The organism is Streptomyces hesseae, assembly GCF_031845785.1.
In the GTDB taxonomy this organism is placed as follows: domain Bacteria; phylum Actinomycetota; class Actinomycetes; order Streptomycetales; family Streptomycetaceae; genus Streptomyces; species Streptomyces hesseae.
In genome coordinates, this window is sequence record NZ_JAVRFI010000008.1 from 195,789 (window position 1) to 218,340 (window position 22,552).

Consider the following 22,552-nt stretch of genomic DNA (forward strand, 5'->3'; position numbering starts at 1 on the left):
AAGAGGCAGGGGATTTCGGTGTGACGAGCCGCGCGGGCACCCCCACGGGGCGGTGAAGGCCCGGGTGTGCGCGCCTACGCGGCCGTCAGGACGGAACGGCCGGGCGCCCGGGGCCGGCGACGGCCGCGGGCATCGGGATCGCGCTGGGCGAGGAACGCCGTCCGCAGCTCACGGTCCCGTATCGCCGTGCGTATCCGGGTGGGGGTGAGCGGGCCGGAGGACCGGGCGGCGACGGCGGCCAGCAGCAGCGCCGCGGTGGCCACCACGGAGGTGGCGACGGTGAAGGCGACCGAGGCCATCAGGCCGCTCAGCCCGCTCTCCGTCAGCCACAGCTCGGCGAGCAGGAAGAGGAGCATGCTCATGTGCGTACGGAAGACGACGCTCATCACTGCTCCCCCCTGCCGAACCGGGCTCACGATCAGGCGAACACCTGATCACATCTCAACTGCCGTCGATACTAGTCCCCGCCACTGACAACGGCACCGGCCGGGGCGCCGTCCCGCTCCGGATCGCGGCCCGGGTCCCGGGCCAGGACCTCGTCGTCGGGCCGGGCCGCCTCGGCCGGTCCCGGCCGCGGGCCCCACCACGACACCGCCAGCGCCACCAGCACGTTCGCCACCAGCGCCAGGGCTCCCGCGTTCACCCCCCACACCGGGTCGTGCTTGGTGAAGACCAGCGCGCACACCAGCGTGCCGCCCACCGCGAGCCCGCTCAGGGCGCCCCACAGCGTCAGCCTCCGCCACATCAGCCCCAGCAGGATCATGGGAACGAGCTGGGCCATGCCCTCGTACGAGATGAGCGACAGCCGCACCAGCGTGTTGGGCGCGGTGTAGGTAAGCAGCAGCGCCAGCGCGCCCGCCCCGACCACCACGGCCTGCGCCGCCGCCTTCTGCCGCTCCGGGCGCTCCGCGAGCCGGGGGATCGCGCCCAGCACGCTCCGGCCCCACATCGTGCCGATGACCAGCATGAACACGGCCATCGGCACGATCGACGAGAGCGCCCCGGCCACCCCGATCACCCCGACCGCCCACGCCGGCAGCGAGTCGACCACGAGCTTGAACAGCGCCAGGTTCGAGCCCGCCCCGGTGAGCCCGGGCACCACGAAGATCGCCGCCATGCCCAGCAGCATCGGCACGAACAGCAGCACGTTGTAGAACGGCAGCAGGATCGCGTTGCGCCGCAGGGCGTCGGCGTTGCGGGCGCCCAGATAGCCCGCCACGGTCGTCGGGAAGATGACGACCGTCAGGGAGTTGAGGAAGCTCGTCGTGACGAACCAGCCGCCGGCCATCCCGCTGCCGCCGTGCCCGGAGAAGGTCAGCCACTCGGGCTTCTCCGCCACCATCCGGTCCAGGAAGGGGCCGTAGCCGCCGAAGTAGTGGAGGGGGACGTAGACGGCGAGGAAGCCGAGGGTGCCGATGACGAGGATGTCCTTGAGCACCGACACCCACGCGCTGCCGCGCAGGCCGCTCACGACCACAAAGGTTGTGGTGACGGCGAAGGCGATGAAGTAGGCCCAGTTCAGGCTGATCGCGCCGTAGGAGATCGTCGAGACGACGACCCCCATCCCGGTGATCTGGAGCTGGATGTACGGCAGCAGGCACACCGTCGCCAGGACCGCCACCAGCGCACCGGCCCATGGGCGGCCGTAGCGGTGGGCCACCATGTCCGTGATGCTGACGAGCCCGTGGCGGCGGGCGTAGGCCCACAGCGTCGGGCCGACGACGTAGCCGATGGCGTAGCCGCAGGAGAGGTACGCGACGACATAGAGGACGGGCGCGCCGTAGTTGTAGCCCCAGCCCGCCGCGCCGAGGTAGCTGAAGCTGGTGTAGCCCTCACCCGCCATCAGCACCCAGATGAAGACCGTGCCCAGGCTGCGGCCGCCCACCGACCACTCGGCGAGCCCGCCGCCTCGGCCGTGGCCCCGGACGGCCAGCAGGCCGAGGGCGACGGTCAGGAGCATGAAGACGCCGAAGATCGCCGAGGCGACGGCGGCGTTCCCGCTCATGCCCGGCCCCGCGCGCGGTCGCCGCGCCAGGCGAGGAAGACGGCGACGGGGGTGAGGAGGGTGGCCAGGAGCAGCCAGAAGAACAGGAAGGGCAGGCCCATGACGGTGGGACGGACGCGGTCCACGAGGGGGAGGGCGGCCAGGTAGAGCACATAGGGGGCCAGGAGCCACAGGAGAGTGGGACGTTTCTTCAGCACGCCCCCGACCCTAGGGGGTGGGAGCTCACGCCCCCAGGCTCACGTCCCAGGACTCACGCCCCCAGCAGCCGGGACGCCGTGTAGATCAGCAGGCCCGCCAGGGCGCCCACCACCGTGCCGTTGATGCGGATGAACTGGAGGTCCCGGCCGATGTGGGCCTCGATCTTGCGGGAGGTCTGCTCCGCGTCCCAGCCCGCCACCGTCTCCGTGATCAGGGCGGTGATCTCGTCCCGATAGGTCGTCACCACATAGACGGCCGCGTCCTCCAGCCAGCCGTCGACCTTCCGGCGCAGCCGCTCGTCGTCCGTCATCCGGGCGCCCAGCGAGAGGATCGAGGCGCGGACGCGCAGCCGCAGCTCGCTGCGCTCGTCCTCGGCGGCGGCGACGATCATCGCGCGGACCGAGGACCAGACCGAGGCGATCACGTCCTGGACCTCGCCGCGCCCCAGCACCTCGGACTTCAGGCGCTCCACCCGGGCCCGGGTGTCCTCGTCGGACTGGAGGTCACGGGCGAAGTCCGTCAGGAAGCGGTCGACGGCGCCGCGCGCCGGGTGGTCCGGCATGTCGCGCATCTCGGTGACGAAGCGCAGCAGCTCCTTGTAGACGCGTTCGCCGACCTTGCGGTCGACGAAGCGCGGCGTCCAGCCGGGGGCGCCGCCGGTGACGGCGGACATGACGGAGTCGCTGTGGGTGACGAGCCAGTCGTGGGCCCGTACGCACACCAGGTCGACGACCCGGTGGTGGCCGCCGTCGGCGACGACCTTCTCCAGCGTGGCGCCGATGCCGGGGGCGATCTCGACGGCGTCCGCGCGCCGGGTGATGGCCTCGCCGACGACCGCCTGGACGTCGGAGTCGCGCAGCACGGTCAGGGCGCCGCGCAGCGCCGTGGCCAGCTCGGCGGTGACCCGGTCGGCGTGCGCGGGGTCGGACAGCCAGGCGCCGAGCCGGGAGCCGATGCCGACGGCCCGCAGCCGTACCCGCACCACGTCGCCGGAGAGGAAGTTCTCGCCGACGAACTCGCCCAGGCTCTGGCCCAGCTGGTCCTTCTTGGTGGGGATGATCGCGGTGTGCGGGATGGGCAGGCCCATGGGCCGCCGGAAGAGCGCGGTGACCGCGAACCAGTCGGCCAGCGCGCCGACCATGCCGGCCTCGGCGGCCGCGGCCACGAACCCGGCCCAGCCGCCCGCGCCCGCGGACTGCGCCCACTTCGCGAGGGCGTACACCAGGGCCACGGCCAGCAGCAGCCCCGTCGCGAGGGCCTTCATCCGGCGCACGCCGCGCCGTTTCTCCTCGTCCGCCGCGCTGTAGGTGAATCCGGCCGCCGGCCCGGGCAGCATCACTCCGTCGGCGGCATTCGCGCCGCCCCCGGCGGCAGCCGGCTCCTCTTCATGGAACCGTTTCATCGACACCACCCGTTCCGACTGTCCTCGCTGTGCATTGTCCCTACCCGACGTACTCGGGGAACGGACGAAGAGTTCCCCGGCGTCGTTCCCCACGTCCGGCCGTCGTCCGCCGTCGATGTGTCCCCGGGAGTTGTCCGCGATGAACAGGCCACCCCTGTCCCGTGGCGCGGCCCACGCCCTGCTGGCCGCGCTGGCGGCCCTGGTCGTGGCCGCCTCACTGGCGATATTCACCGGCGTGGGCGGGGCGGACGGCACGGCCGGCGAGGCGCGGCGGTCCCAGCGCCCGGCCGCGCCGGCCGCCGCCGGGCGCTGGATCGGCTCCTGGTCGGCGTCCCCGGCCGCCGCCGAGCCGGGCACGGCGCGCGGCTACCCCGGCCGGTCCATCCGCAACGTGGTGCACACGACGCTGGCCGGCGGCATGGCCCGCGTCCAGCTCTCCAATCTCTTCGGCGGCGCCCCGCTGACCGTCGACCACGCCTCGCTCGCCCTCGCCGCGACCCCGGGCGGCCCGGCGGCCGCGCCGGGCGGCATGCGGGAGCTGACCTTCGGCGGGGAGCGCTCGGTGACCGTCCCGGCCGGACGGGCGACCTACAGCGACCCGGTCCGCCTCCCCGTGGGCGCCCCCGCGGACCTGCTGATCAGCACCTACGTCTCCCGGCCGGCCGGCCCCGTGACCATCCACCCGCACGCCCGGCAGATCTCCTACCTCGCCCCCGGCGACCGGACGCTGGACGCGGGCGGCGCCGCGTTCACCGCGAAGAGCCTGTTCTGGCGCTATGTGACGGCCGTCGACGTCTGGACCGCCGAGGCCACGGGCGCGGTGGTGGCCCTCGGCGACTCCATCACCGACGGCGTCTCCGCCACCATCGGCGCCGACCGCCGCTGGACCGACTTCCTCGCCGCCCGGCTGCGCACCGAGCACGGCGCCCCACGCCTGGGCGTGCTCAACGAGGGCATCAGCGGCAATCGCGTCCTGCTCGGCGGAATGGGCTCCTCCGCCGTCAACAATCCCAGCGCCCTGGACCGCTTCGACCGCGATGTGCTCTCCCGTTCGGGCGTGCGCGCCGTCGTCGTCGAGCTCGGCGTCAACGACATCCTGCGCAGCCCCCGCCAGACCGATCCCGCGCGGATCGCGGCGGGCCTGCGGACGCTGGTCGAACGGGCGCACACGCGCGGGCTGCGGGTGACGGGCGCGACGCTGTCGCCCTTCGGCGGGCGGACGGGCACCGGGCCGGACCAGGAGCTCGTCCGGCGCGGGCTCAACGCCGAGATCCGCTCGGGGCGCGTCTTCGACGACGTCGTCGACTTCGACCGGACGCTGCGCGACCCGGCCGACCCGCAGCGCCTCCTCCCGGCGTACGACTGCGGGGACCATCTCCACCCGAACGACGCCGGCTATCTGGCGATGGCCCGGACGCTGGACGTCGGCACGCTCAAGGGGGAGGTCAGGGCGGCGCTGTGACCTCCAAGGCGGCGGCTACCCCAGGGCCTTGCCGCCGCCGTCGCGCCGGTCGTCCCACTCCAGCCGCTTCTGCTCGCGCAGCCGCTCCCGTTCGGCCCGGGTCGCCTTGCGCTCGACGCCGACGCCGCCCCAGAGCGCGAGGCCGGTGATCCGCACCTTGGGCGAGCCGGGTGTGCCGGAGCCGGTCGCCCTGTCCCCGAAGCCGCCCATGATGCCGATGCCGCGCACCTCCACGTCGAGGTCCGGGGGGACGACGACGCCCATGCCGCCCATGAGGGCGAAGCAGCGGATGACGACCTCGCGGTCCTCGAAGCGGGCCTCGCGCAGGTCGATCTTCCCGCCGCCCCACATGGTGAAGGCGGTGAAGCGCCGCCCCACGGTCCAGCGGCCCGCGCGGCTGAAGCCGCCCCAGAACGCCATCGCCCAGGTGGAGGTGGCGGGCCCGCCGACGCGCTCCGCCCAGCCGCCACCGCCCTCGGGCACCGGCGCGGCAGCCGCCTGCCCGGTGCCCGAGGGCACCGGCAGGTCCCGCACCAGCGGGGTCAGCTCGGCGTGGGTACGGGCCTTGTAGGCGGCGTCCAGGCGCTCCTCGAACTCCTCCATGGTCAGCCGGCCCTCGGCGGCGGCCTCGCGCAGGACCTCGGCGATCCGTTCGCGCTCCGCGTCGGAGGCCCGCATCTCAGGAAGTTCGCTCATCATGGCGGACAGATTAGATGCCCCGGCCGGATGGCCACAGCGCGCGTGCGCCACCGGCCGCCCCGCGCCCGCTACAACGCGGAACGATCCGCGTACATCGCGGCGATGACCTGCTCGATGTCCGGTTCCCGCACCGACAGGTCCACCAGCGGATAGCGCTCGGCGACCGCCGCCACGACGGGCGCCGCGCTGTGCGTGGCGGCGAACGCCAGCCACTGGCGCGGCCCCTCGACCCGCACCACCCGGGCTCCCGGGACGCCGGTGATGGGCGGGAACTCCCGCTCCAGGTCGACGACGAGCATCCGCTCGCTCTCCCCCTTCGCATGGAGGCCGTCCAGCCCGCCGTCGTAGACCAGCCGGCCGTGGTCGATGACCATCACCCGCTTGCACAACTGCTCGATGTCGGTCAGGTCGTGGGTCGTCAGAAGCACCGTCATCCCGCGCTCGGCGTTGACGTCGCGCAGGAACTCCCGCACCTTGGCCTTGCTCACCACGTCCAGTCCGATGGTCGGCTCGTCGAGGTAGAGCACCTCGGGGTCGTGGAGCAGGGCCGCCGCGATGTCCCCGCGCATCCGCTGCCCCAGCGACAACTGCCGCACCGGTACGTCCAGCAGCTCCCCGAGGTCGAGGAGCTCCACGCAGCGCTCCAGATTGGCTCGGTAACGGCCGTCGGGAATCCGGTACATCCGGCGCACCAGACCGTAGGAATCCTTGAGCGGCAGGTCCCACCACAGTGTGGTGCGCTGCCCGAAGACGACCCCGATCCGGCGCGCCAGCCGCGAGCGGTCCCGCGAGGGGTCGATGCCCGCGACCCGCAGCCGGCCCGCACTGGGCGTCAGGATGCCCGTCAGCATCTTGATCGTGGTGGACTTGCCCGCGCCGTTCGGCCCGATGTAGCCGACCATCTCCCCGCGCGGGACCCGGAAGCCGATGCCGTCCACCGCGCGCACCCGGTGCCGCTCCCGCCGCAGGAACCCCGCCCTGCGGCGTACGTCGAAGACCTTCTCGACGTCCTCCAGAACGATGAGATCATCCACCGCGAACCGTCAACTCCCCGTACTTCGATAGCCCCTGAGCCCCACCCGCCAGGCCAGCCCCGCCAGCACCCAGCACACCAGCGCCACCAGCGGCGACGCGAAGTCCACCCAGCCCGGCAGCCCCAGCGGATCGTCCCGTCCCAGCACTCTCAGCGCCGGCAGCCAGTTGACGAAGGCCAGCGGCACCACGAACGTCACCCCGCGCACCAGGTCCTTGGCGAACACCGACGGCGGGTACTGGAGCAGCGTCGTCCCGCCGTAGGTGAACGCGTTCTGCACCTCCGCCGCGTCGACCGCCCGGAACTGGAACGCCGCGCCCACCACGAACAGCGCCCCGAAGATCACCGCACCCGTCACCAGCATCACCGGCAGGAGCAGCACCGTCACCGGCGTCCACACCACGTCCAGCCGCGACAGCGACCACCCCAGCAGCAGCGCTCCCTGCGTCACCCGCCCCAGCCGGCGCAGCGCGAACTGATCGGCGGCCACCTGCGCCAGGACCGGCGCGGGGCGCGTCAGCAGCGTGTCCATCGTCCCGTCGCGCACCCGCCGCCCGACCCGGTCCAGATTGCCCAGGACGAGATCCGCGAGCCCGAACGACGTGCTCGTCGTGCCGTAGAGGAAGGCCACTTCAGGCAGCGTGAACCCGCCGAGCGCGTGGATGTGGGAGAACATGAAGGCGATCGCGACGAAGTCGAGGGCCGTCGCCGCGAAGTTCCCCACGGTCATCATCACGAACGACACGCGGTACGCCATCGTCGACCGCACCCACATCCGCACGACGAGCCCATAGGCCCGCACCCCGTCACGGGCGTGGGCGGACCAGCGCGCGACCGCGCCCCCGCGCGGCGCCGCCCCGTACGGCCGCGCCTCAGCCACCCTGGACCACCACCTTCCGGGTGGCCGCCGTCTGGAGCGCCCGCCCCGCCAGCAGCAGCGCCACCGCCCACGCGGCCTGGAACCCCAGCGCCGCCGCCAGCCCCGTGCCCGTCCGCCGCTCCAGCAGGACGTCCGCCGGCACCTGCAGCATCGCCGACCACGGCAGCGCCCGCGCGACCTCGCCGAAGGCACCCGGGAAGACGTTGAGCGGCAGCAGCGTCCCGGAGAAGAAGATGCTCAGCAGGGCGAACGCCATGTTGACCCCCGCGCCGTCCAGCAGCCAGAAGGCGCACAGCCCCACCAGATACCGCAGCCCGAAGCTCACCAGCAGCCCCAGGAGCACCGACAGCAGAAAGGCCGGCCAGGCCAAGGACAGGCCGGGCAACGCCAGTTCGAAACACAGGGCGCCCACCGTCAGCGGAACGACACCCCGCCCCAGTAACTGGAAGAAGGCCCGCCCCATGTCGCTCGCCAGCCACCACAGCTGGAGATCGGCCGGCCGGTAGAGGTCCACCGCGATGTCCCCGGAGCGGATCCGCTCCTGCAACTCCTCCTGGAACCCCCCGCCGATCAGGCACGCCGCGCCCAGCAGCGCCTGGCTCGTCCACACGAACGTCAGCGCCTGCTCCCGGCCGTAACCGCCCAGGTGGGGACGCTCGTTCCACAGCGCGATGTAGGTGTACGCGAGGATGAAGCCGAAGACGGTGTTGGTGAACACCCCGGCGGCCGTGGCCACCCGGTACGTCGCGTGCCGCCGGAAGCCGCTGACCGCGACCGCCGCGTACAACCGCATCCTGGCGTCCCCCTCCTCGTTGAACCCGGTCGAGCGTCCTCGCGTCCCCCCGCACCGGGCCGCGGTCGCTTCGGGCCGCCGCACCCCGAAGCGCAGGAGCCTAGCCGCACACCACGTCCAGGAACCATGGATTTTCACTCCATGGAGTGGTCGGACTGGCCCGAACGGCCCTTCCGGGCCGCCCAACGGTGCGCTGGGCCCTTCCGCCGGAACGCATGATGCGACAGTGTCTCCGGGGCCCACGACGCAGTCCGGACCCGCCCGAGACGACACCCCTCCGCCGAGGCGGCACAACCCCGGCGGCGGCCGAGGAGTCCCTAAGACATGAGCGACGAGCAGTCACAGCGGCGTCCCGCCGGACGCGGCCACGCGCCGCCGGGCTGGGCCCCCAGAGGCCCGGCGCACGGCGCGCCCCCCACCGGACCGGGCGACGGCCCCCGCCGGGTCGGCCGGCCCGGGCGCCCCCGCCGGACGGGCTGGCGCCGGCTCGTACCCACCTGGCGCATGGTCCTCGGCGGCTTCCTGCTGATCGTCCTGATCATCGTCGGCGGCCTGATCGCCGGCTACATGCTCGTGAACATCCCCCCGGCCAACAAGGCCGCCACCGCCGAGAGCAACGTCTTCCTCTACTCCGACGGCTCCCAGCTCGCCCGCGACGGCGAGGTCAACCGCGAGAGCGTGCCGCTCAGCAAGGTCCCCAGAGACGTCCAGCACGCCGTCCTCGCCGCCGAGGACCGCGACTACTACTCCGAGTCCGCCGTCAACCCCGAGGCCATGCTGCGCGCCGCCTGGAACACCGTCACCGGCAAGGGCAAGCAGTCCGGCTCCACCATCACCCAGCAGTACGTCAAGAACTACTACCTGGGCCAGGAACAGACCATCAGCCGCAAGGTGAAGGAATTCTTCATCGCCATCAAGCTGGACCGCGAGGAGAGCAAGAACGACATCCTCGAGGGCTACCTCAACACCAGCTACTTCGGGCGCAACGCCTACGGCGTCCAGGCCGCCTCCCAGGCGTACTACAACAAGGACTCGGACAGACTCACCACCGCCGAGGGCGCCTATCTGGCCACCCTCCTCAACGCCCCCAGCGCCTACGACGTCGGCGCCCACCCCGAGAACAGGCCGCGCGCCGAGGCCCGTTGGCGCTACGTCCTCGACGGCATGGTCAAGAAGAAGTGGCTCAGCCCCGCCGACCGGGCCGCGATGACCTTCCCCACCCCCGGCAAGACCAAGCCCCGGCTGAGCATGTCCGGCCAGCGCGGCTATCTCGTCGAGGCCGTCAAGGACTACCTCACCGGCAACAAGATCGTCGATGAGAACACCCTCGCCGCCGGCGGCTACCGCATCACCACCACCATCGAGAAGAAGAAGCAGGACGCCTTCGTCGCCGCCGTCCGCGACCAGCTGATGAGCGAACTCAGCGACAACCGCAAGGTCGACCGCTACGTCCGCGCCGGCGGCGCCTCCGTCGACCCCAGGACCGGCAAGGTCGTCGCCCTCTACGGCGGCATCGACTACACCAAGCAGTACGTCAACAACGCCACCCGCCGCGACTACCAGGTCGGCTCCACCTTCAAGCCGTTCGTCTTCACCTCCGCCGTCGACAACCACGCCAGCACGCTCGCCGGCCAGACCATCACCCCGAACACCGTCTACGACGGCACCAACAAGCGCCCCGTACAAGGCCCCGACGGGCCCGTCGGCTACGCCCCCGAGAACGAGGACGGCTACTCCTACCCCCACATCACCGTCACCCGGGCCACCGACCTGTCCGTCAACGCCGTCTACGCGCAGATGGCCCAGGACGTCGGCCCCGGCAAGGTCAAGGAGACCGCCGTCGCCCTCGGCGTCCCCGAGAAGACCCCCGACCTCACCGCCACGCCCTCCATCGCCCTGGGCCCCGCCACCGCCAGCGTCCTGGACATGGCCCAGGCCTACGCGACCCTCGCCAACCACGGCAGGCACGGCCCGTACACGCTGGTCGAGAAGGTCTCCAAGGGCGGCGAGGAGGTCCAGCTGCCGGACGGCGAGGACACCCGGCAGGCCGTCTCCCGCGAGGCCGCCGACACCACCACGTCCATCCTCCAGAGCGTCGTGGAGGCCGGCACCGGACGCCGCGCCCAGTCGGCGGGCCGCCCGGCGGCCGGCAAGACGGGCACGGCCGAGGAGGACAAGGCCGCCTGGTTCGCCGGCTACACCCCCGACCTCGCCACCGTCGTCGCCGTGATGGGCCAGGACCCCGACACCGGCGACCAGAAGCCGCTGTACGGCGCCACGGGCGAGGACCGCATCAACGGCGGCGGCTACCCGGCACAGATCTGGGGCGCCTACACCGCGCAGGCCCTGGAGGGCACCGAGGCCACCGACTTCGACCTGGAGCTGGAGAACGGCGCGGCCCCGCCGACACTGGAGCCCTCGCCGAGCGCCGCGCCCCCGTCGTCCACCGGCCCGCCGTCCTCGGCCCCGCCGACCGGCCCGCCGTCCCTCCCGGTGCCCAGCCTGCCGCCGACGATCCCGACGCCCCCGCCGGTCACCCCGAACTTCCCGACCCCGCCGGGCCCGCCGACCTTCGGCCCCCCGGGCGAGGGCAAATCGGACCGCCACGGGGACCTGCTGGGCTATGAATACTGACCGTGACCGGGCATGGCCCGTCAGTGGCCGGACGTCGCCTTCAAGCCGACCACGGCCACCAGCAGCAGGCAGATGAAGAAGATCCGCGCGGCGGTCGCCGGCTCACCCAGCACCACCATGCCGAGCACCGCCGCCCCGGCCGCGCCGATGCCGACCCAGACGCCGTACGCCGTGCCGATGGGCAGCGTCCGCGCGGCCTGGGACAGCAGCATCATGCTCGCCACGATGCCCGCGACCGTGAACACGCTCGGCCACAGCCGCGTGAAACCCTCGGTGTACTTCATGCCGATCGACCAGCCGACCTCGAGCAGACCGGCGACAGCGAGCAGAACCCATGCCATGACGGCACCTCCGGTGAAAACGACTCTCCAGGGGTGCGTCGTCTTGTCCTGACCCGGTACGGCGCGTCTCGTCGGGTTGCCTACGAGCGTAGCAACTACAGATACAGCCCCGTGGAGTCCTCGGACCCCTCCAGCCGCTCCGCCGCCACCGCGTGGAGATCCCGCTCGCGCATCAGCACATAGGCGACCCCGCGGACCTCCACCTCGGCACGGTCCTCCGGGTCGTACAGCACCCGGTCGCCCGGCTCCACCGTGCGTACGCTCTGCCCGACCGCGACGACCTCGGCCCAGGCCAGCCGGCGGCCCACCGCCGCCGTCGCCGGAATGACGATCCCGCCGGTGGACCGGCGCTCGCCCTCGGGAATGTCGGTCCGGACCAGAACCCGGTCGTGGAGCATCCGGATGGGCAGCTTGTCGTGGGTGGTATTCGTACTCACGCCAAGACCGTACCTGCCCGAAGGCGGCACCGAGGCCACCGGCCGGTCATCCGGCCCGAACCGGCCACCCGGGCTACCGCACCGCGGCTAGCGCTTGCGGCGGCCCGCCGCCTTGGCGGCCTTCCCGCCGGACCTCGACGAGGACACCAGCAGACCGATCACACCCACGGCCACCATCGCCACCGGAACGATTCGCTCCAGACGAGGCTCGCCCTCCTTGGTGACAAAACCGGAGCGCACCTCCGACACGACCCGGTTGGCCGCCACACACGCCCGGCCCGCCACATGGTCCACCTTCGAGCTCACCTTCGCCCGGGCGTCCCCGATGATCGTGCTCGGGTGCATCCGCACCCCGATCTCGTCGAGCACAACGGCAAGCTCCTGCCGCCGGCGGTCGATGTCCGCCTCGATCTGCGCAGGGGTCCTGGCTTCCGCCACCGCGCTGCCTCCGTCTCGTCGATAAGAATGAAGAGTGATGACTACAGTCTGTCAGCTCCCCGGGGCCACCGCCCCGCGGCACCCCCGAACCGTGACCTGGCTACCCTCGGGACCATAACCACCGACTGTCGAGGAGAGCCATGAGCGAGCGACTGACGCCCGGCGACACCGCCCCCGCCTTCACCCTGCCCGACGCGGACGGCAAGCAGGTCTCGCTCGCCGACCACAAGGGCCGCAAGGTCATCGTCTACTTCTACCCCGCCGCCCTCACCCCCGGCTGCACCAAGCAGGCCTGCGACTTCACCGACAACCTCGACTTCCTCGCCGGCCACGGCTACGACGTCATCGGGATCTCCCCCGACAAGCCGGAGAAGCTCGCCAAGTTCCGCGAGAAGGAAAACCTGAGCGTCACCCTCCTCGGCGACCCCGACAAGGAGGTCCTCACCTCCTACGGCGCCTTCGGCGAGAAGAAGCTCTACGGCAAGACCGTCACCGGCGTCATCCGCTCCACCGTCATCATCGACGAGGACGGCAAGGTCGAACGCGCCCTCTACAACGTCAAGGCCACCGGCCACGTCGCCAAGGTCATCAAGGACCTGGGGCTGTAGCACCCGGCGCCAGCGCGCCCCGGCACACCGGACGTTCACCCTCCGGCACGTCCTCGGCCTCCGGCAGGTCGAGGACGGCCTGGGCGCCACCGCCCGGCGCCGCACCGAACACCAGCCGCGCCCCCAGCACCGCCGCCTGCCCCACCGCGATCGTCAGCCCCAGACCATGACCCGTACCCCGCTCCGGCGCGGCCGTACGGAACCGGCGCGGCCCCTGATCCACCAGACCCGGCGGAAAACCGTCCCCGTGGTCCCGGATCACGATCCGCGTACCGTCCACGGTGATCTCGATCGGCGGCCGGCCGTGCTTGGCCGCGTTGGCCAGGATGTTCACCAGGATCCGCTCCACCCGACGCGCGTCCGTCGCCACGATCCGGCCCTCGCCGACCACCTCGACCGCCACATCGTCCACACCCCGCTGACCACGCGCCCGCTTCACGATCCCGCGCACCAGCGACGGCAGCTCCACCGCGTCCAGCTGCGCGCTCTCCACCCCCGCGTCCAGCCGCGAGACCTCCAGCAGATCCTCCACCAGCGCCCGCATCGTCTGCGCCCGCTCCTGCACCATCTCCACCGCCCGCGGATGCGGCAACAACTCCGCCGACGCCACCAGCCCCGCCACCGGCGTCCGCAGCTCATGCGCCACATCCGCCGTGAACTGCCGCTCCGCCGACACCCGCCCCGCCAGCGACGTCGCCATCTGATGCACCGACCGCCCCAGCTCCGCCACCTCGTCCCGGCCACCGGTGTCCAGCCCCACCGCGTCCAGGGTCTCCCCCGCCGCGATCCGCCGCGCCGCCGCCGCGCTCAGCCGCAACCGCCGCGACAGCCCCTGCGCCACGAACCACGCCACCACCGCCATCAGCGCCACCGTCGCCGCACCCGCCACCACCAGCGCCTTGTCCAGCGCCGTCTGCAACGGATCACGCGCCGGATACGACGCCGAGATCGACAGCACCCGGTCCCCGGCCACCCCCGTCGCCGCCCACACCCGCGGATCCTCACCACCGCTGATATACGTACCCGACTGCCCCCGCGCCACCGCCTGCGACAGCGTGAACGGCAACGTCGAATCGTCCAGCTGCGCCCCCAGCGCCAGCGTGCCGTCCCGCTGATAGATCTGCAGCGCCGAACTCAGCAACCCGTCCTGATACGCCTTCGCCTGCCGGTCGCGCTCCAGCCCCGATATGTGGTGTACGGCCACACCCAGGACCACCACGGCCAACGCGGTGACAAAAGAGATCGCGAACGCGATCCGGCCACGAATACCCATCACGCGATCGGGAGCACCTCTCGGTGCTCACCGGAAGGGGTGGCACCCGTATAGACGACCTCCAGCGCCGTGAACGCCACCGAGCCGTCGACCTCCTTCGGCCCGTACAGCCGCAGCTTCGCCTGGAACGACTTCGCCGCCGCCCCCGACGCACCACCCGACACCTGCACCACACCGCTGCCGTTCGCGCCGTCCTCCGTATAGGCATCCCACTGGATGCCACTGGCCACCCGGCCCGACGTCGAACAATCCAGCGTGATGATCGTCGGCTCCTGCACCGGCTCACCCATCCCGCAGTCCCGCACCCCCGGCAACTCCCGCGCGCCCGAATCCTCCGGCTCCACCTGAGAGTCCTGCCCATCGGCCCCCGACCGCTGCGCCGCCGCGGTCTTCGGCGCCGCGTCCACCATGCTCGCCCGGTCCGTGGCCTGCTCCAGCCACACCCCACCCACCACCAGCACGGCCACCCCCACCAGGATCGCCACCACCCTGCGCCAACCCGCCCAGCGGGCCACGGTGCGGTCGGTCATCGGGCTCTCTTCCTCACTCACAGGCGGCTGTTCGTCCACGGGCCTGTCCCCTTCCCCGCCCTGAGTGACGGAGAAAAAAGGCCGCGCGTTCCCGTTTCGCCCTACGGACATGTGTGGCGTAACCGATCACGTAACCGGTCAGGGGCGTGCTCGTTACTCCATACGAGGCCGCCGGTCGGTGGCCGTACCCAGGGACGCAACCGTCCGAGTCACAGCCCTCGCGGCACGCTCGACGGGAACGGGGTACGGCCGTCGGCCGTGCCCTTTTCCTGCCGGGGGCCGCGGGGTGGGAGGGGAACCATGCCGGTCAGGTACACGTACGAGCTGCTCGTCGAGGCGGCGCGTGCCACGACGTCGTACGGCGAGGCGGTGCGCTGGTGCGGCGGGAAGGCCACGCCGGGCAGCCGGGCATATATCCGCACCAAGATGGCGGAGGCCGGCATCGACACGTCGCACTTCACCACCGCCCGGGTTCGCCACACTGAGGAGACGCTGCGCGAGGTCGTCGCGGTGTCAAACAGCGTGGCCGAGGTCGTGCGCCGCCTCGGCATCAACCCGGTGGGTGGGAACCAGGCACACATCGGACGGCGGATCGCCGTGCTCGGCATCGACACAGGGCATTTCGTCACGCCACGCCCGGCGCAACGTGGGAAAGTGCCCTTGGAGAGCCGCCTGGTCCTGGGGGCACCGTCCGACGGCCGGATCCCTGGAGAGCGGCTGCGCAGGGCGCTGGTGGGCGCGGGTGTTCCGGAACGGTGTGCGGAGTGCGACACCGGTACGACGTGGAACAGCAAGCCGCTACGGCTGGAAGTCGACCACGTCAACGGCGAGTGGTGGGACAACCGGCCAGCCAACCTCAGGCTGCTCTGCCCCAACTGCCATTCCGTCACGGACACATATCGCGGACGCAAGCGCCGGGCAGCGGCATGAGCAGGGCCGCATACACACGCGATCTGCTGCAGAGGACAGCTGCGGTCTCCACCAGTCTGGTCGACATGATGCGCCGACTCGGGGCTCCTCTGAGCAGCGGGCCTCGCAGGTATCTGCGCGATCGGCTGGCGCACTACGGCATCGACACAGCGCATTTCGCTGACGAACCTCTGCCTGTACGCGAGCGCCGCTCCTACCCCAGAGAGGTCCTCGAGGAGGCAGCCGCACACAGTCACAACGTCCGGCAGATGCTCGAGTACATGGGTGTTCCGCCCTACGACAGCTCGTACAGCCACATCTGGAAGAAGCTGGAAGCATTCGGGATCGACACGTCCCACTTCCAAGAAAGGCGTGGCAGCGGCCGCAAACCTCTGTTGCCGCGTGATGAGCTGGAAGCGGCCGCCGCAAAGGCGTACGGACTGGCCGGGGTGCTGCGTGCTCTGGGGCGGCCCAACGACGGAGCAGCCAGGATCCTCCTGAAGCGGAGCATCGCCGCGTACGGGATCTCCACGGCGCATTTCGTGGGCCAGGGCCACTTTCGTGGACGCCCCTCGCAGAACCGGAAACCCGCAACCGAGATCCTGCGGCGCCTGATTCCAGGTTCGCCCCGCACAAGGACAATCTTGCTGCGACGAGCGCTGGACGAGAGCGGGGTGCCCCACGTCTGCCAGGAGTGCGGCGTCGGTGATACATGGCGAGGCAAACGACTCGTGCTGGAGATCGACCACATCAACGGGGACCGACTCGACAACCGCATCGAAAATCTCCGCTACCTTTGCCCGTCCTGCCACAGCCAGACGAGCACCTTCTGTCGTGGCTGGAGCGACCGGAGGCGCTGACACACGAGTTGCCGCTGGCAGTAGAGTAGGGCCGTTGGGCCCGTACCCCAGCTGGCAAGAGGGCGCCGGTTTAGGTCCGGTGTGTCGTGGGTTCGAGTCCCACCGGGCTCACAACGGTGGCGTGGCACTCTGCTGAGTGCCACGCCACACTCGTACTCAGCCCAAAAGCTCCCGCACCACCGGCACCAGCCCCCGGAACGCCTTCCCCCGGTGGCTGATCGCGTTCTTCTCCTCCGCCGTCAGCTCCGCGCACGTGCGCGTCTCGCCGAGCGGCTGGAGGATCGGGTCGTAGCCGAAGCCCCCCGAACCCGCCGGCTCGTGCCGCAACGTGCCCTCCAGGCGGCCCTCGACGACGCGCTCCGTGCCGTCGGGGAGGGCAAGGGCGGCCGCGCAGGCGAAGTGGGCGGCGCGGTGCTCCTCCGCGATGTCGGAGAGCTGGGCCAGGAGGAGGTCGAGGTTGGCCTTGTCGTCGCCGTGGGCGCCGGCCCAGCGGGCGGAGAAGATGCCGGGGGCGCCGTTGAGGACGTCGACGCAGAGGCCGGAGTCGTCGGCGACGGCGGGGTGACCGGTGGCCTGGGCCAGGGCGTGGGCCTTGAGGAGGGCGTTCTCGGCGAAGGTGACGCCGGTCTCCTTGACGTCGGGGATCTCGGGATAGGCGTCGGCGCCGACGAGTTCGACGTCGAGGCCGGCCGCGGCGAGGATCGCGCGGAGCTCGGTGACCTTGTTGGCGTTGCGGGTGGCGAGGATCAGGCGCTTCATGGGTCCTGATTATCCCGGGGGCCACGCCGGGGCCCCCGGGACGGGTGGTGTGTCAGAGCGTGCGGGCCAGGGCCTCGCGCTGGGCCGCGTCCAGGGAGGCGCAGCCGGCGACGGCGAGGTCGAGGATGTTGTTGAGTTCGTCGCGGTCGAAGGGCTGGGCCTCGGCCGTGCCCTGGACCTCGACGAAGCGGCCGTCGCCGGTGCAGACGACGTTCATGTCGGTCTCGGCGCGGACGTCCTCCTCGTAGCAGAGGTCGAGGAGGGGGACGCCGTCGACGATGCCGACGCTGACGGCGGAGACGGTGCCGGTGAGCGGCTTGCGGCCGTGCTTGATGAGCTTCTTGCCCTGGGCCCAGGTGATGGCGTCGGCCAGGGCGACGTAGGCGCCGGTGATGGCGGCGGTGCGGGTGCCGCCGTCGGCCTGGAGGACGTCGCAGTCGAGGACGATGGTGTTCTCGCCGAGGGCCTTGAAGTCGATGACGGCGCGCAGGGAGCGGCCGATGAGGCGGGAGATCTCGTGGGTGCGGCCGCCGATCTTGCCGCGGACGGATTCGCGGTCGCCTCGGGTGTTGGTGGAGCGGGGCAGCATCGCGTACTCGGCGGTGACCCAGCCCTCGCCGGAGCCCTTGCGCCAGCGGGGGACGCCTTCGGTGACGCTGGCGGTGCAGAAGACCTTGGTGTCGCCGAAGGAGACGAGGACGGAGCCTTCGGCGTGCTTGCTCCAGCCGCGCTGGATGGTCACGGGGCGGAGCTGGTCGGGGGTACGGCCGTCGATGCGAGACATGGTGATGAGCCTATAGCGACGGCAGAGGGCCCCTGTTCCGGTTGTGGGACAACCGGGTGGGGGCCCTCGTGGGGAGCGCGTGGCTCAGCTCACATCATGTCTTCGATCTCGGCGGCGATCGGGTCGGCGTCGGTGCCGATGACGACCTGGATGGCGGTGCCCATCTTGACGACGCCGTGGGCGCCGGCGGCCTTGAGGGCGGCCTCGTCGACGAGCTCGGGGTCGTTGACCTCGGTGCGGAGGCGGGTGATGCAGCCCTCGATCTCCTCGATGTTGTCGATCCCGCCGAGGCCGGCGACGATCTTCTCAGCCTTGCTGGCCATGTGCACTCCTGGTTGTCTCGGCCCCTCGGCGATCTCGCCGACCGGCTTTCACACGGTAAACCACGTATAGCCCAACTATGCGGGCGTATGTCCGCCATCTCACGAAAGATGGCGACCACCCGGACTGCGTTCCGGGGGGCCTCACACCGCCCATAAGTGGTCTACACCAGTATGCCAGCAGCCGGAGGACGCACATGAGTTCGGTCGCCGCGGCGGCGCCCCGGAAGAAGTGGTCGCAGGGACTCTTCCAGGGCCTCCAGAAGATGGGCCGCAGTCTCCAGCTGCCGATCGCGGTGCTGCCGGCGGCCGGCATCCTCAACCGGCTCGGCCAGCCGGACGTCTTCGGCAAGGACGGCCTGGGCTGGACGGACGTCGCCAAGGTGATGGCCGGGGCGGGCGGGGCGCTGCTGGACTCCTCGCTGGGGCTGCCGCTGCTCTTCGCGGTGGGCGTGGCGATCGGGATGGCGAAGAAGGCGGACGGCTCGACGGCGCTGGCGGCGGTGACGGGCTTCCTCGTCTATTACGCGGTGGTGCACCAGTTCCCGGAGACCTGTCCGGGCGGTGGCCGGTTCACGGGGCTGGGGCTGCTGAGCGGGGTGTGCGTGGGGACGGCCGGGCCGGCGGGCCCGGCGACGTACCAGAACCCGGGGGTGTTCGGCGGGATCGTGATCGGGCTGCTGGCGGCGTGGTTCTGGCAGCGTTTCCACCGGGTGCGGCTGGTGGACTGGCTGGGGTTCTTCAACGGCCGCCGGCTGGTGCCGATCATCATGGCGTTCGTGGCGATCGTCTTCGCCGCGCTGTGCCTGTGGATCTGGCCGCCGGTGGGGCGTGGGCTGACGAGCTTCAGTCAGTGGCTGTCGGATCTGGGTTCCTGGGGTGCGGGCATCTTCGGTGTGGCCAACCGCGCTCTGCTGGTGATCGGCCTGCATCAGTTCCTGAACGTGTTCGTCTGGTTCCAGTTCGGTTCGTTCACCAAGCCGGACGGCACGGTGGTGCACGGCGATATCAACCGCTTCCTGGCGGGCGACCCGCACGCGGGCCAGTTCACCTCGGGCTTCTTCCCGATCATGATGTTCGCGCTGCCGGCGGCGGCGCTGGCGATCACACACTGCGCCAGGCCGCACCACCGCAAGGCGGTGGGCGGCCTGATGCTGTCGGTGGGCCTGACCTCGCTGGTCACGGGCATCACCGAACCGATCGAGTACTCGTTCCTCTTTATCGCCCCGGCGCTCTACGCGGTCCACGCGGTGCTGACGGGTGTCTCGATGGCGGTCACCTGGGGGCTGGGGGTGCACGACGGCTTCAGCTTCTCGGCGGGCCTGATCGACTACGTCATCAACTGGGGACTGGCGACCAAGCCCTGGCTGATCATCCCGATCGGGCTGTGTTTCGCCGTCGTCTATTACGCGGTCTTCCGTTTCGCGATCACCTTCTTCGACCTGCCGACGCCGGGCCGCGAGCCGGAGGAGCTGGCGGAGCAGATCGAGAAGGACAACATCAAGTAACCCCCTGTTAATCAACGTCCCGTAAGGGTGGCGTGACACAGCGCTGAGCGCTCACGCCACCCTTTCTCCTGTGGTCCAGACCACTTGGAACGATGGATTCCTTTATGCCCGACTCACGTGCTACAACAGGTCTAAACCAGTAGTGGTGTAGACCAAATTGCGGGCCGTCCCCTTTCCCCCCGAGCGCCCGCCTCACCTGGAGGAATCCGATGAGTACGGCAGCCAAGGCGGCGAAGAAGGCGCCTGGAAAGGCCGAGAAGGCTACGAAGCCCGAAAAGGCTGAAAAGCCCGCAAAGGCCGCACCGGAGGAGAAGAAGAAGTTCGGCGCCGGTGCCATGGCCGTCGCCCAGCGCATCGGCCGCAGCCTGATGCTGCCGGTGGCCGTGCTGCCGGCCGCCGCGCTGCTGGTGCGCCTGGGCAACAGCGACATGCTCGGCCGGAGCTCGTTCCCCGAGTTCGTCACCAAGATCGCCAGTTATATGTCGGCCGGCGGCAACGCGCTGCTGGGCAACATGGCCCTCCTCTTCGCCGTCGGTGTCGCCATCGGCTTCGCCAAGAAGTCGGACGGCTCCACCGCCCTGGCCGCCGTCGCCGGCTACCTGGTCTTCAAGGAGGTGCTGGCCACCTTCACGGACAGCAACCTGCCGAAGGTCGCCTCCGTCGTCGACGGCAAGATCGTCATGAAGGAGGCGGCGGTCAACGCCGGCGTCCTCGGCGGTGTGGTGATGGGTCTGGTCGTGGCCCTGCTCTACCAGCGCTACAGCCGCAAGAAGCTCCCCGACTGGCTGGGCTTCTTCGGCGGCCGCCGCCTCGTCCCGATCCTCTCGGCCTTCGCCGGTCTCCTCATCGGCATCGTCTTCGGCCTCATCTGGCCGGTCCTCGGCACGGGTCTCCACAACTTCGGCGAGTGGCTGGTGGGCTCCGGCGCCGTGGGCGCGGGCATCTTCGGTGTCGCCAACCGTGCGCTGATCCCGGTCGGCATGCACCACCTGCTGAACTCCTTCCCCTGGCTCCAGGCCGGCGACTACCACGGCAAGAACGGCGACATCGCCCGCTTCCTCGCCGGTGACCCGAACGCCGGGCAGTTCATGACCGGCTTCTTCCCGATCATGATGTTCGCCCTCCCGGCGGCCTGCCTGGCGATCGTCCACTGCGCCCGCCCCGAGAACCGCAAGGTCGTCGGCGGCATGATGACCTCGCTCGCGCTCACCGCGTTCGTCACCGGTGTGACCGAGCCGATCGAGTTCACCTTTATGTTCGTCGCCCCGGTGCTCTACGCGATCCACGCGGTCCTCACCGGTGTCTCGCTGGCCCTGACCTGGGCGCTCGGCATGAAGGACGGCTTCGGCTTCTCCGCCGGCGCCATCGACTTCGTGCTCAACCTGGGCATCGCCACCAAGCCGTGGCTGCTGGCCCTGGTGGGCCTCGCCTTCGGCGCCCTGTACTACGTGGTGTTCCGCTTCGCGATCACGAAGTTCAACCTCCCGACCCCGGGCCGCGAGCCCGAGGGCCAGCTCGAGGACGTCAAGTGACGATCTGACGAGCCCTCGTCACGAAGCCCCCGGAACCGTCAGGTGTTCCGGGGGCTTCGGCACGTCCGGGGGACGCTACAGCTCGTACACCGCTCCCGCGTGCGCCAGCTCCGCCGGGCCGTCGTAGACCGAGCGCGCGTCACGGAGGTTGGCGAGGGGGTCCGTCCACGGCGGGACATGGGTGAGGACCAGCCGGCCCACCCCGGCGGCGGCGGCCACCTCGCCCGCCTCCAGGCCGTTGAGGTGGAGGTCGGGGATGTCCTCCTTGCCATGGGTGAACGACGCCTCGCACAGCAGCAGGTCCGCGCCCCGGGACAGCTCGTCCAGGGCCTCGCAGGGGCCGGTGTCGCCCGAGTACACCAGCGACGTGCCCTCGTGCTCGACCCGGAACGCGTACGCCTCCACGGGGTGGCTCACCCGGGCCGTACGGATGGTCAGCGGGCCCAGGGTGAAGGTGCCCGGGTTGAAGGTCCGGAAGTCGAAGACCTCGCTCATACAGGCCTCGTCGGGGACGTCGCCGTACGCGGTGAGCAGCCGCCGCTCGGTGTCCGCGGGGCCGTACACGGGGATGGCGTCGGCCCGGCCGCCCTCGTGACGGTAGTAGCGGGCGACGAAGTAGCCGCACATGTCGATGAAGTGATCGGGGTGGAGGTGCGACAGGAGCACGGCGTCGAGGTCGTAGAGACCGATGTGGCGTTGCAGCTCGCCGAGGGCGCCATTGCCCATGTCGAGGAGGATCCGATAGCCGTCGGCCTCCACCAGATAGCTCGAGCAGGCCGATTCCGTGGACGGGAACGAGCCCGAGCATCCGACGACGGTGAGCTTCATACGGGCCTGAACCTCCGTGGGCCGGTTACGGGGGGCCATCCGGTGCAGTCGAGGGTAAGGCGAGAGAACGGGCCGTGACTCCTCCGGGACGGTGCGTGTGGGCGGAATCACCAGGACGGACGTGGCCGGAGCGGGCCCCGGCGGCGCGGCCGGGACGCGCCGGGGCCCCGGTCGCGCTGCCGGTGGAGCGCGATCGGGGCCCTGCGGAACGAACGGACGCACGGACGAACGGACGGGCGGCGTGCGGGGAGACGCGCGGCGGGACGGCTACGACGGAACGGCTACAGCGGCCGGTGGGCCTCGGCCCGGTCCAGGGTGT

Annotated in this window: 24 protein-coding genes, 1 tRNA gene and 1 riboswitch; of the genes, 8 read left to right on the forward strand and 17 right to left on the reverse strand. The window is 71.0% G+C overall.

Annotated features, from left to right (window positions below; genetic code table 11):
• Nucleotides 1–74: 74 nt before the first annotated feature.
• The 4 genes from RM609_RS15510 to RM609_RS15525 form a co-directional block, all read right to left on the reverse strand.
• Complete coding sequence (locus RM609_RS15510) at nucleotides 75–386, reverse strand: DUF6412 domain-containing protein (protein ID WP_311611325.1); 312 nt, start codon at nucleotides 384–386, stop codon at nucleotides 75–77.
• Nucleotides 387–457: 71 nt separating this feature from the next.
• A complete protein-coding gene (locus tag RM609_RS15515) occupies nucleotides 458–2,005 on the reverse strand; it encodes a sodium:solute symporter family protein (RefSeq protein ID WP_311611327.1) in 1,548 nt (515 codons plus the stop codon).
• Nucleotides 2,002–2,202, reverse strand: coding sequence for a DUF3311 domain-containing protein (locus RM609_RS15520; RefSeq protein WP_311611329.1), 201 nt, complete (start codon nucleotides 2,200–2,202; stop codon nucleotides 2,002–2,004). The genes RM609_RS15515 and RM609_RS15520 overlap by 4 nt, the downstream gene beginning before the upstream one ends.
• Nucleotides 2,203–2,255: 53 nt before the next feature.
• Nucleotides 2,256–3,605: a DUF445 domain-containing protein gene (locus tag RM609_RS15525; RefSeq protein WP_311611330.1), complete on the reverse strand. Its 1,350-nt coding sequence runs from the start codon at nucleotides 3,603–3,605 to the stop codon at nucleotides 2,256–2,258.
• Between the two features lie 139 nt (nucleotides 3,606–3,744).
• Between RM609_RS15525 and RM609_RS15530 the strand changes: the two genes are divergently transcribed.
• Nucleotides 3,745–5,067: an SGNH/GDSL hydrolase family protein gene (locus RM609_RS15530; protein WP_311611332.1), complete on the forward strand. Its 1,323-nt coding sequence runs from the start codon at nucleotides 3,745–3,747 to the stop codon at nucleotides 5,065–5,067.
• Between the two features lie 15 nt (nucleotides 5,068–5,082).
• Here RM609_RS15530 and RM609_RS15535 read toward each other — a convergent pair whose 3' ends face one another.
• The 4 genes from RM609_RS15535 to RM609_RS15550 form a co-directional block, all read right to left on the reverse strand.
• Entirely contained in the window at nucleotides 5,083–5,766 is a 684-nt protein-coding gene (locus RM609_RS15535; protein ID WP_311611334.1) for a DUF1707 SHOCT-like domain-containing protein, read from the reverse strand.
• Between the two features lie 68 nt (nucleotides 5,767–5,834).
• Entirely contained in the window at nucleotides 5,835–6,800 is a 966-nt protein-coding gene (locus RM609_RS15540) for an ABC transporter ATP-binding protein (RefSeq protein WP_311611336.1), read from the reverse strand.
• 9 nt (nucleotides 6,801–6,809) lie between these two features.
• Nucleotides 6,810–7,679 (reverse strand): ABC transporter permease, encoded by an 870-nt coding sequence (locus RM609_RS15545; protein WP_438828443.1) that lies wholly within the window; start codon nucleotides 7,677–7,679, stop codon nucleotides 6,810–6,812.
• A complete protein-coding gene (locus tag RM609_RS15550; protein ID WP_311611337.1) occupies nucleotides 7,672–8,472 on the reverse strand; it encodes an ABC transporter permease in 801 nt (266 codons plus the stop codon). The genes RM609_RS15545 and RM609_RS15550 overlap by 8 nt, the downstream gene beginning before the upstream one ends.
• Before the next feature lie 324 nt (nucleotides 8,473–8,796).
• Between RM609_RS15550 and RM609_RS15555 the strand changes: the two genes are divergently transcribed.
• Nucleotides 8,797–11,106 (forward strand): transglycosylase domain-containing protein, encoded by a 2,310-nt coding sequence (locus tag RM609_RS15555; RefSeq protein WP_311611338.1) that lies wholly within the window; start codon nucleotides 8,797–8,799, stop codon nucleotides 11,104–11,106.
• A 20-nt stretch (nucleotides 11,107–11,126) separates the two neighbouring features.
• On the opposite strand, the gene RM609_RS15560 is transcribed toward RM609_RS15555, so the two are convergent.
• From RM609_RS15560 to RM609_RS15570, 3 genes are all read right to left on the reverse strand, one after another.
• Nucleotides 11,127–11,447 carry a DMT family transporter gene (locus RM609_RS15560; protein WP_311611339.1) on the reverse strand — a complete coding sequence of 107 codons (321 nt, stop codon included), beginning with the start codon at nucleotides 11,445–11,447 and terminating at the stop codon, nucleotides 11,127–11,129.
• Between the two features lie 32 nt (nucleotides 11,448–11,479).
• Nucleotides 11,480–11,545: riboswitch (guanidine-III (ykkC-III) riboswitch) on the reverse strand.
• Nucleotides 11,543–11,845 (reverse strand): GroES family chaperonin, encoded by a 303-nt coding sequence (locus RM609_RS15565; RefSeq protein ID WP_048831771.1) that lies wholly within the window; start codon nucleotides 11,843–11,845, stop codon nucleotides 11,543–11,545. It overlaps the preceding riboswitch by 3 nt.
• A gap of 126 nt (nucleotides 11,846–11,971) precedes the next feature.
• Nucleotides 11,972–12,322 carry a DUF3618 domain-containing protein gene (locus RM609_RS15570; protein ID WP_311611341.1) on the reverse strand — a complete coding sequence of 117 codons (351 nt, stop codon included), beginning with the start codon at nucleotides 12,320–12,322 and terminating at the stop codon, nucleotides 11,972–11,974.
• 140 nt (nucleotides 12,323–12,462) lie between these two features.
• Here RM609_RS15570 and bcp point away from each other — a divergent pair, with 140 nt between their 5' ends.
• Nucleotides 12,463–12,930, forward strand: a complete 468-nt coding sequence (gene bcp / locus RM609_RS15575) for a thioredoxin-dependent thiol peroxidase (protein ID WP_311611342.1) — start codon at nucleotides 12,463–12,465, stop codon at nucleotides 12,928–12,930.
• Here bcp and RM609_RS15580 read toward each other — a convergent pair.
• A complete protein-coding gene (locus RM609_RS15580; protein ID WP_311611456.1) occupies nucleotides 12,911–14,203 on the reverse strand; it encodes a sensor histidine kinase in 1,293 nt (430 codons plus the stop codon). The two genes, bcp and RM609_RS15580, sit on opposite strands and share 20 nt — an antisense overlap.
• A complete protein-coding gene (locus RM609_RS15585) occupies nucleotides 14,203–14,733 on the reverse strand; it encodes a hypothetical protein (RefSeq protein WP_311611343.1) in 531 nt (176 codons plus the stop codon). Before RM609_RS15585 ends, RM609_RS15580 begins: the two co-directional genes overlap by 1 nt.
• Before the next feature lie 300 nt (nucleotides 14,734–15,033).
• Between RM609_RS15585 and RM609_RS15590 the strand changes: the two genes are divergently transcribed.
• The 3 genes from RM609_RS15590 (at nucleotide 15,034) to RM609_RS15600 (ending at nucleotide 16,613) form a co-directional block, all read left to right on the forward strand.
• Entirely contained in the window at nucleotides 15,034–15,663 is a 630-nt protein-coding gene (locus RM609_RS15590; RefSeq protein ID WP_311611344.1) for an HNH endonuclease signature motif containing protein, read from the forward strand.
• Between the two features lie 248 nt (nucleotides 15,664–15,911).
• Nucleotides 15,912–16,502: an HNH endonuclease gene (locus RM609_RS15595; protein ID WP_311611345.1), complete on the forward strand. Its 591-nt coding sequence runs from the start codon at nucleotides 15,912–15,914 to the stop codon at nucleotides 16,500–16,502.
• A 36-nt stretch (nucleotides 16,503–16,538) separates the two neighbouring features.
• Nucleotides 16,539–16,613 (forward strand) — tRNA-Leu (locus RM609_RS15600).
• A 45-nt stretch (nucleotides 16,614–16,658) separates the two neighbouring features.
• Here RM609_RS15600 and rdgB read toward each other — a convergent pair.
• The 3 genes from rdgB to RM609_RS15615 all read right to left on the reverse strand — a co-directional run bounded on the left by rdgB (nucleotide 16,659) and on the right by RM609_RS15615 (nucleotide 18,368).
• Nucleotides 16,659–17,261, reverse strand: coding sequence for an RdgB/HAM1 family non-canonical purine NTP pyrophosphatase (gene rdgB, locus RM609_RS15605; RefSeq protein WP_311611347.1), 603 nt, complete (start codon nucleotides 17,259–17,261; stop codon nucleotides 16,659–16,661).
• A gap of 52 nt (nucleotides 17,262–17,313) precedes the next feature.
• Nucleotides 17,314–18,045: a ribonuclease PH gene (gene rph, locus RM609_RS15610; RefSeq protein WP_311611349.1), complete on the reverse strand. Its 732-nt coding sequence runs from the start codon at nucleotides 18,043–18,045 to the stop codon at nucleotides 17,314–17,316.
• Between the two features lie 89 nt (nucleotides 18,046–18,134).
• On the reverse strand, nucleotides 18,135–18,368 hold the full coding sequence (locus RM609_RS15615; RefSeq protein WP_106679865.1) for a PTS sugar transporter subunit IIB: 234 nt from the start codon (nucleotides 18,366–18,368) through the stop codon (nucleotides 18,135–18,137).
• Between the two features lie 194 nt (nucleotides 18,369–18,562).
• Here RM609_RS15615 and RM609_RS15620 point away from each other — a divergent pair, with 194 nt between their 5' ends.
• Complete coding sequence (locus RM609_RS15620) at nucleotides 18,563–19,873, forward strand: PTS transporter subunit EIIC (RefSeq protein WP_311611351.1); 1,311 nt, start codon at nucleotides 18,563–18,565, stop codon at nucleotides 19,871–19,873.
• A 335-nt stretch (nucleotides 19,874–20,208) separates the two neighbouring features.
• The gene (locus tag RM609_RS15625; protein WP_311611457.1) at nucleotides 20,209–21,405 is read left to right on the forward strand and encodes a PTS transporter subunit EIIC; all 1,197 of its coding nucleotides are present in this window, start codon (nucleotides 20,209–20,211) and stop codon (nucleotides 21,403–21,405) included.
• A gap of 75 nt (nucleotides 21,406–21,480) precedes the next feature.
• On the opposite strand, the gene RM609_RS15630 is transcribed toward RM609_RS15625, so the two are convergent.
• Nucleotides 21,481–22,233 (reverse strand): MBL fold metallo-hydrolase, encoded by a 753-nt coding sequence (locus RM609_RS15630; RefSeq protein ID WP_311611353.1) that lies wholly within the window; start codon nucleotides 22,231–22,233, stop codon nucleotides 21,481–21,483.
• Nucleotides 22,234–22,552 lie beyond the last annotated feature (319 nt).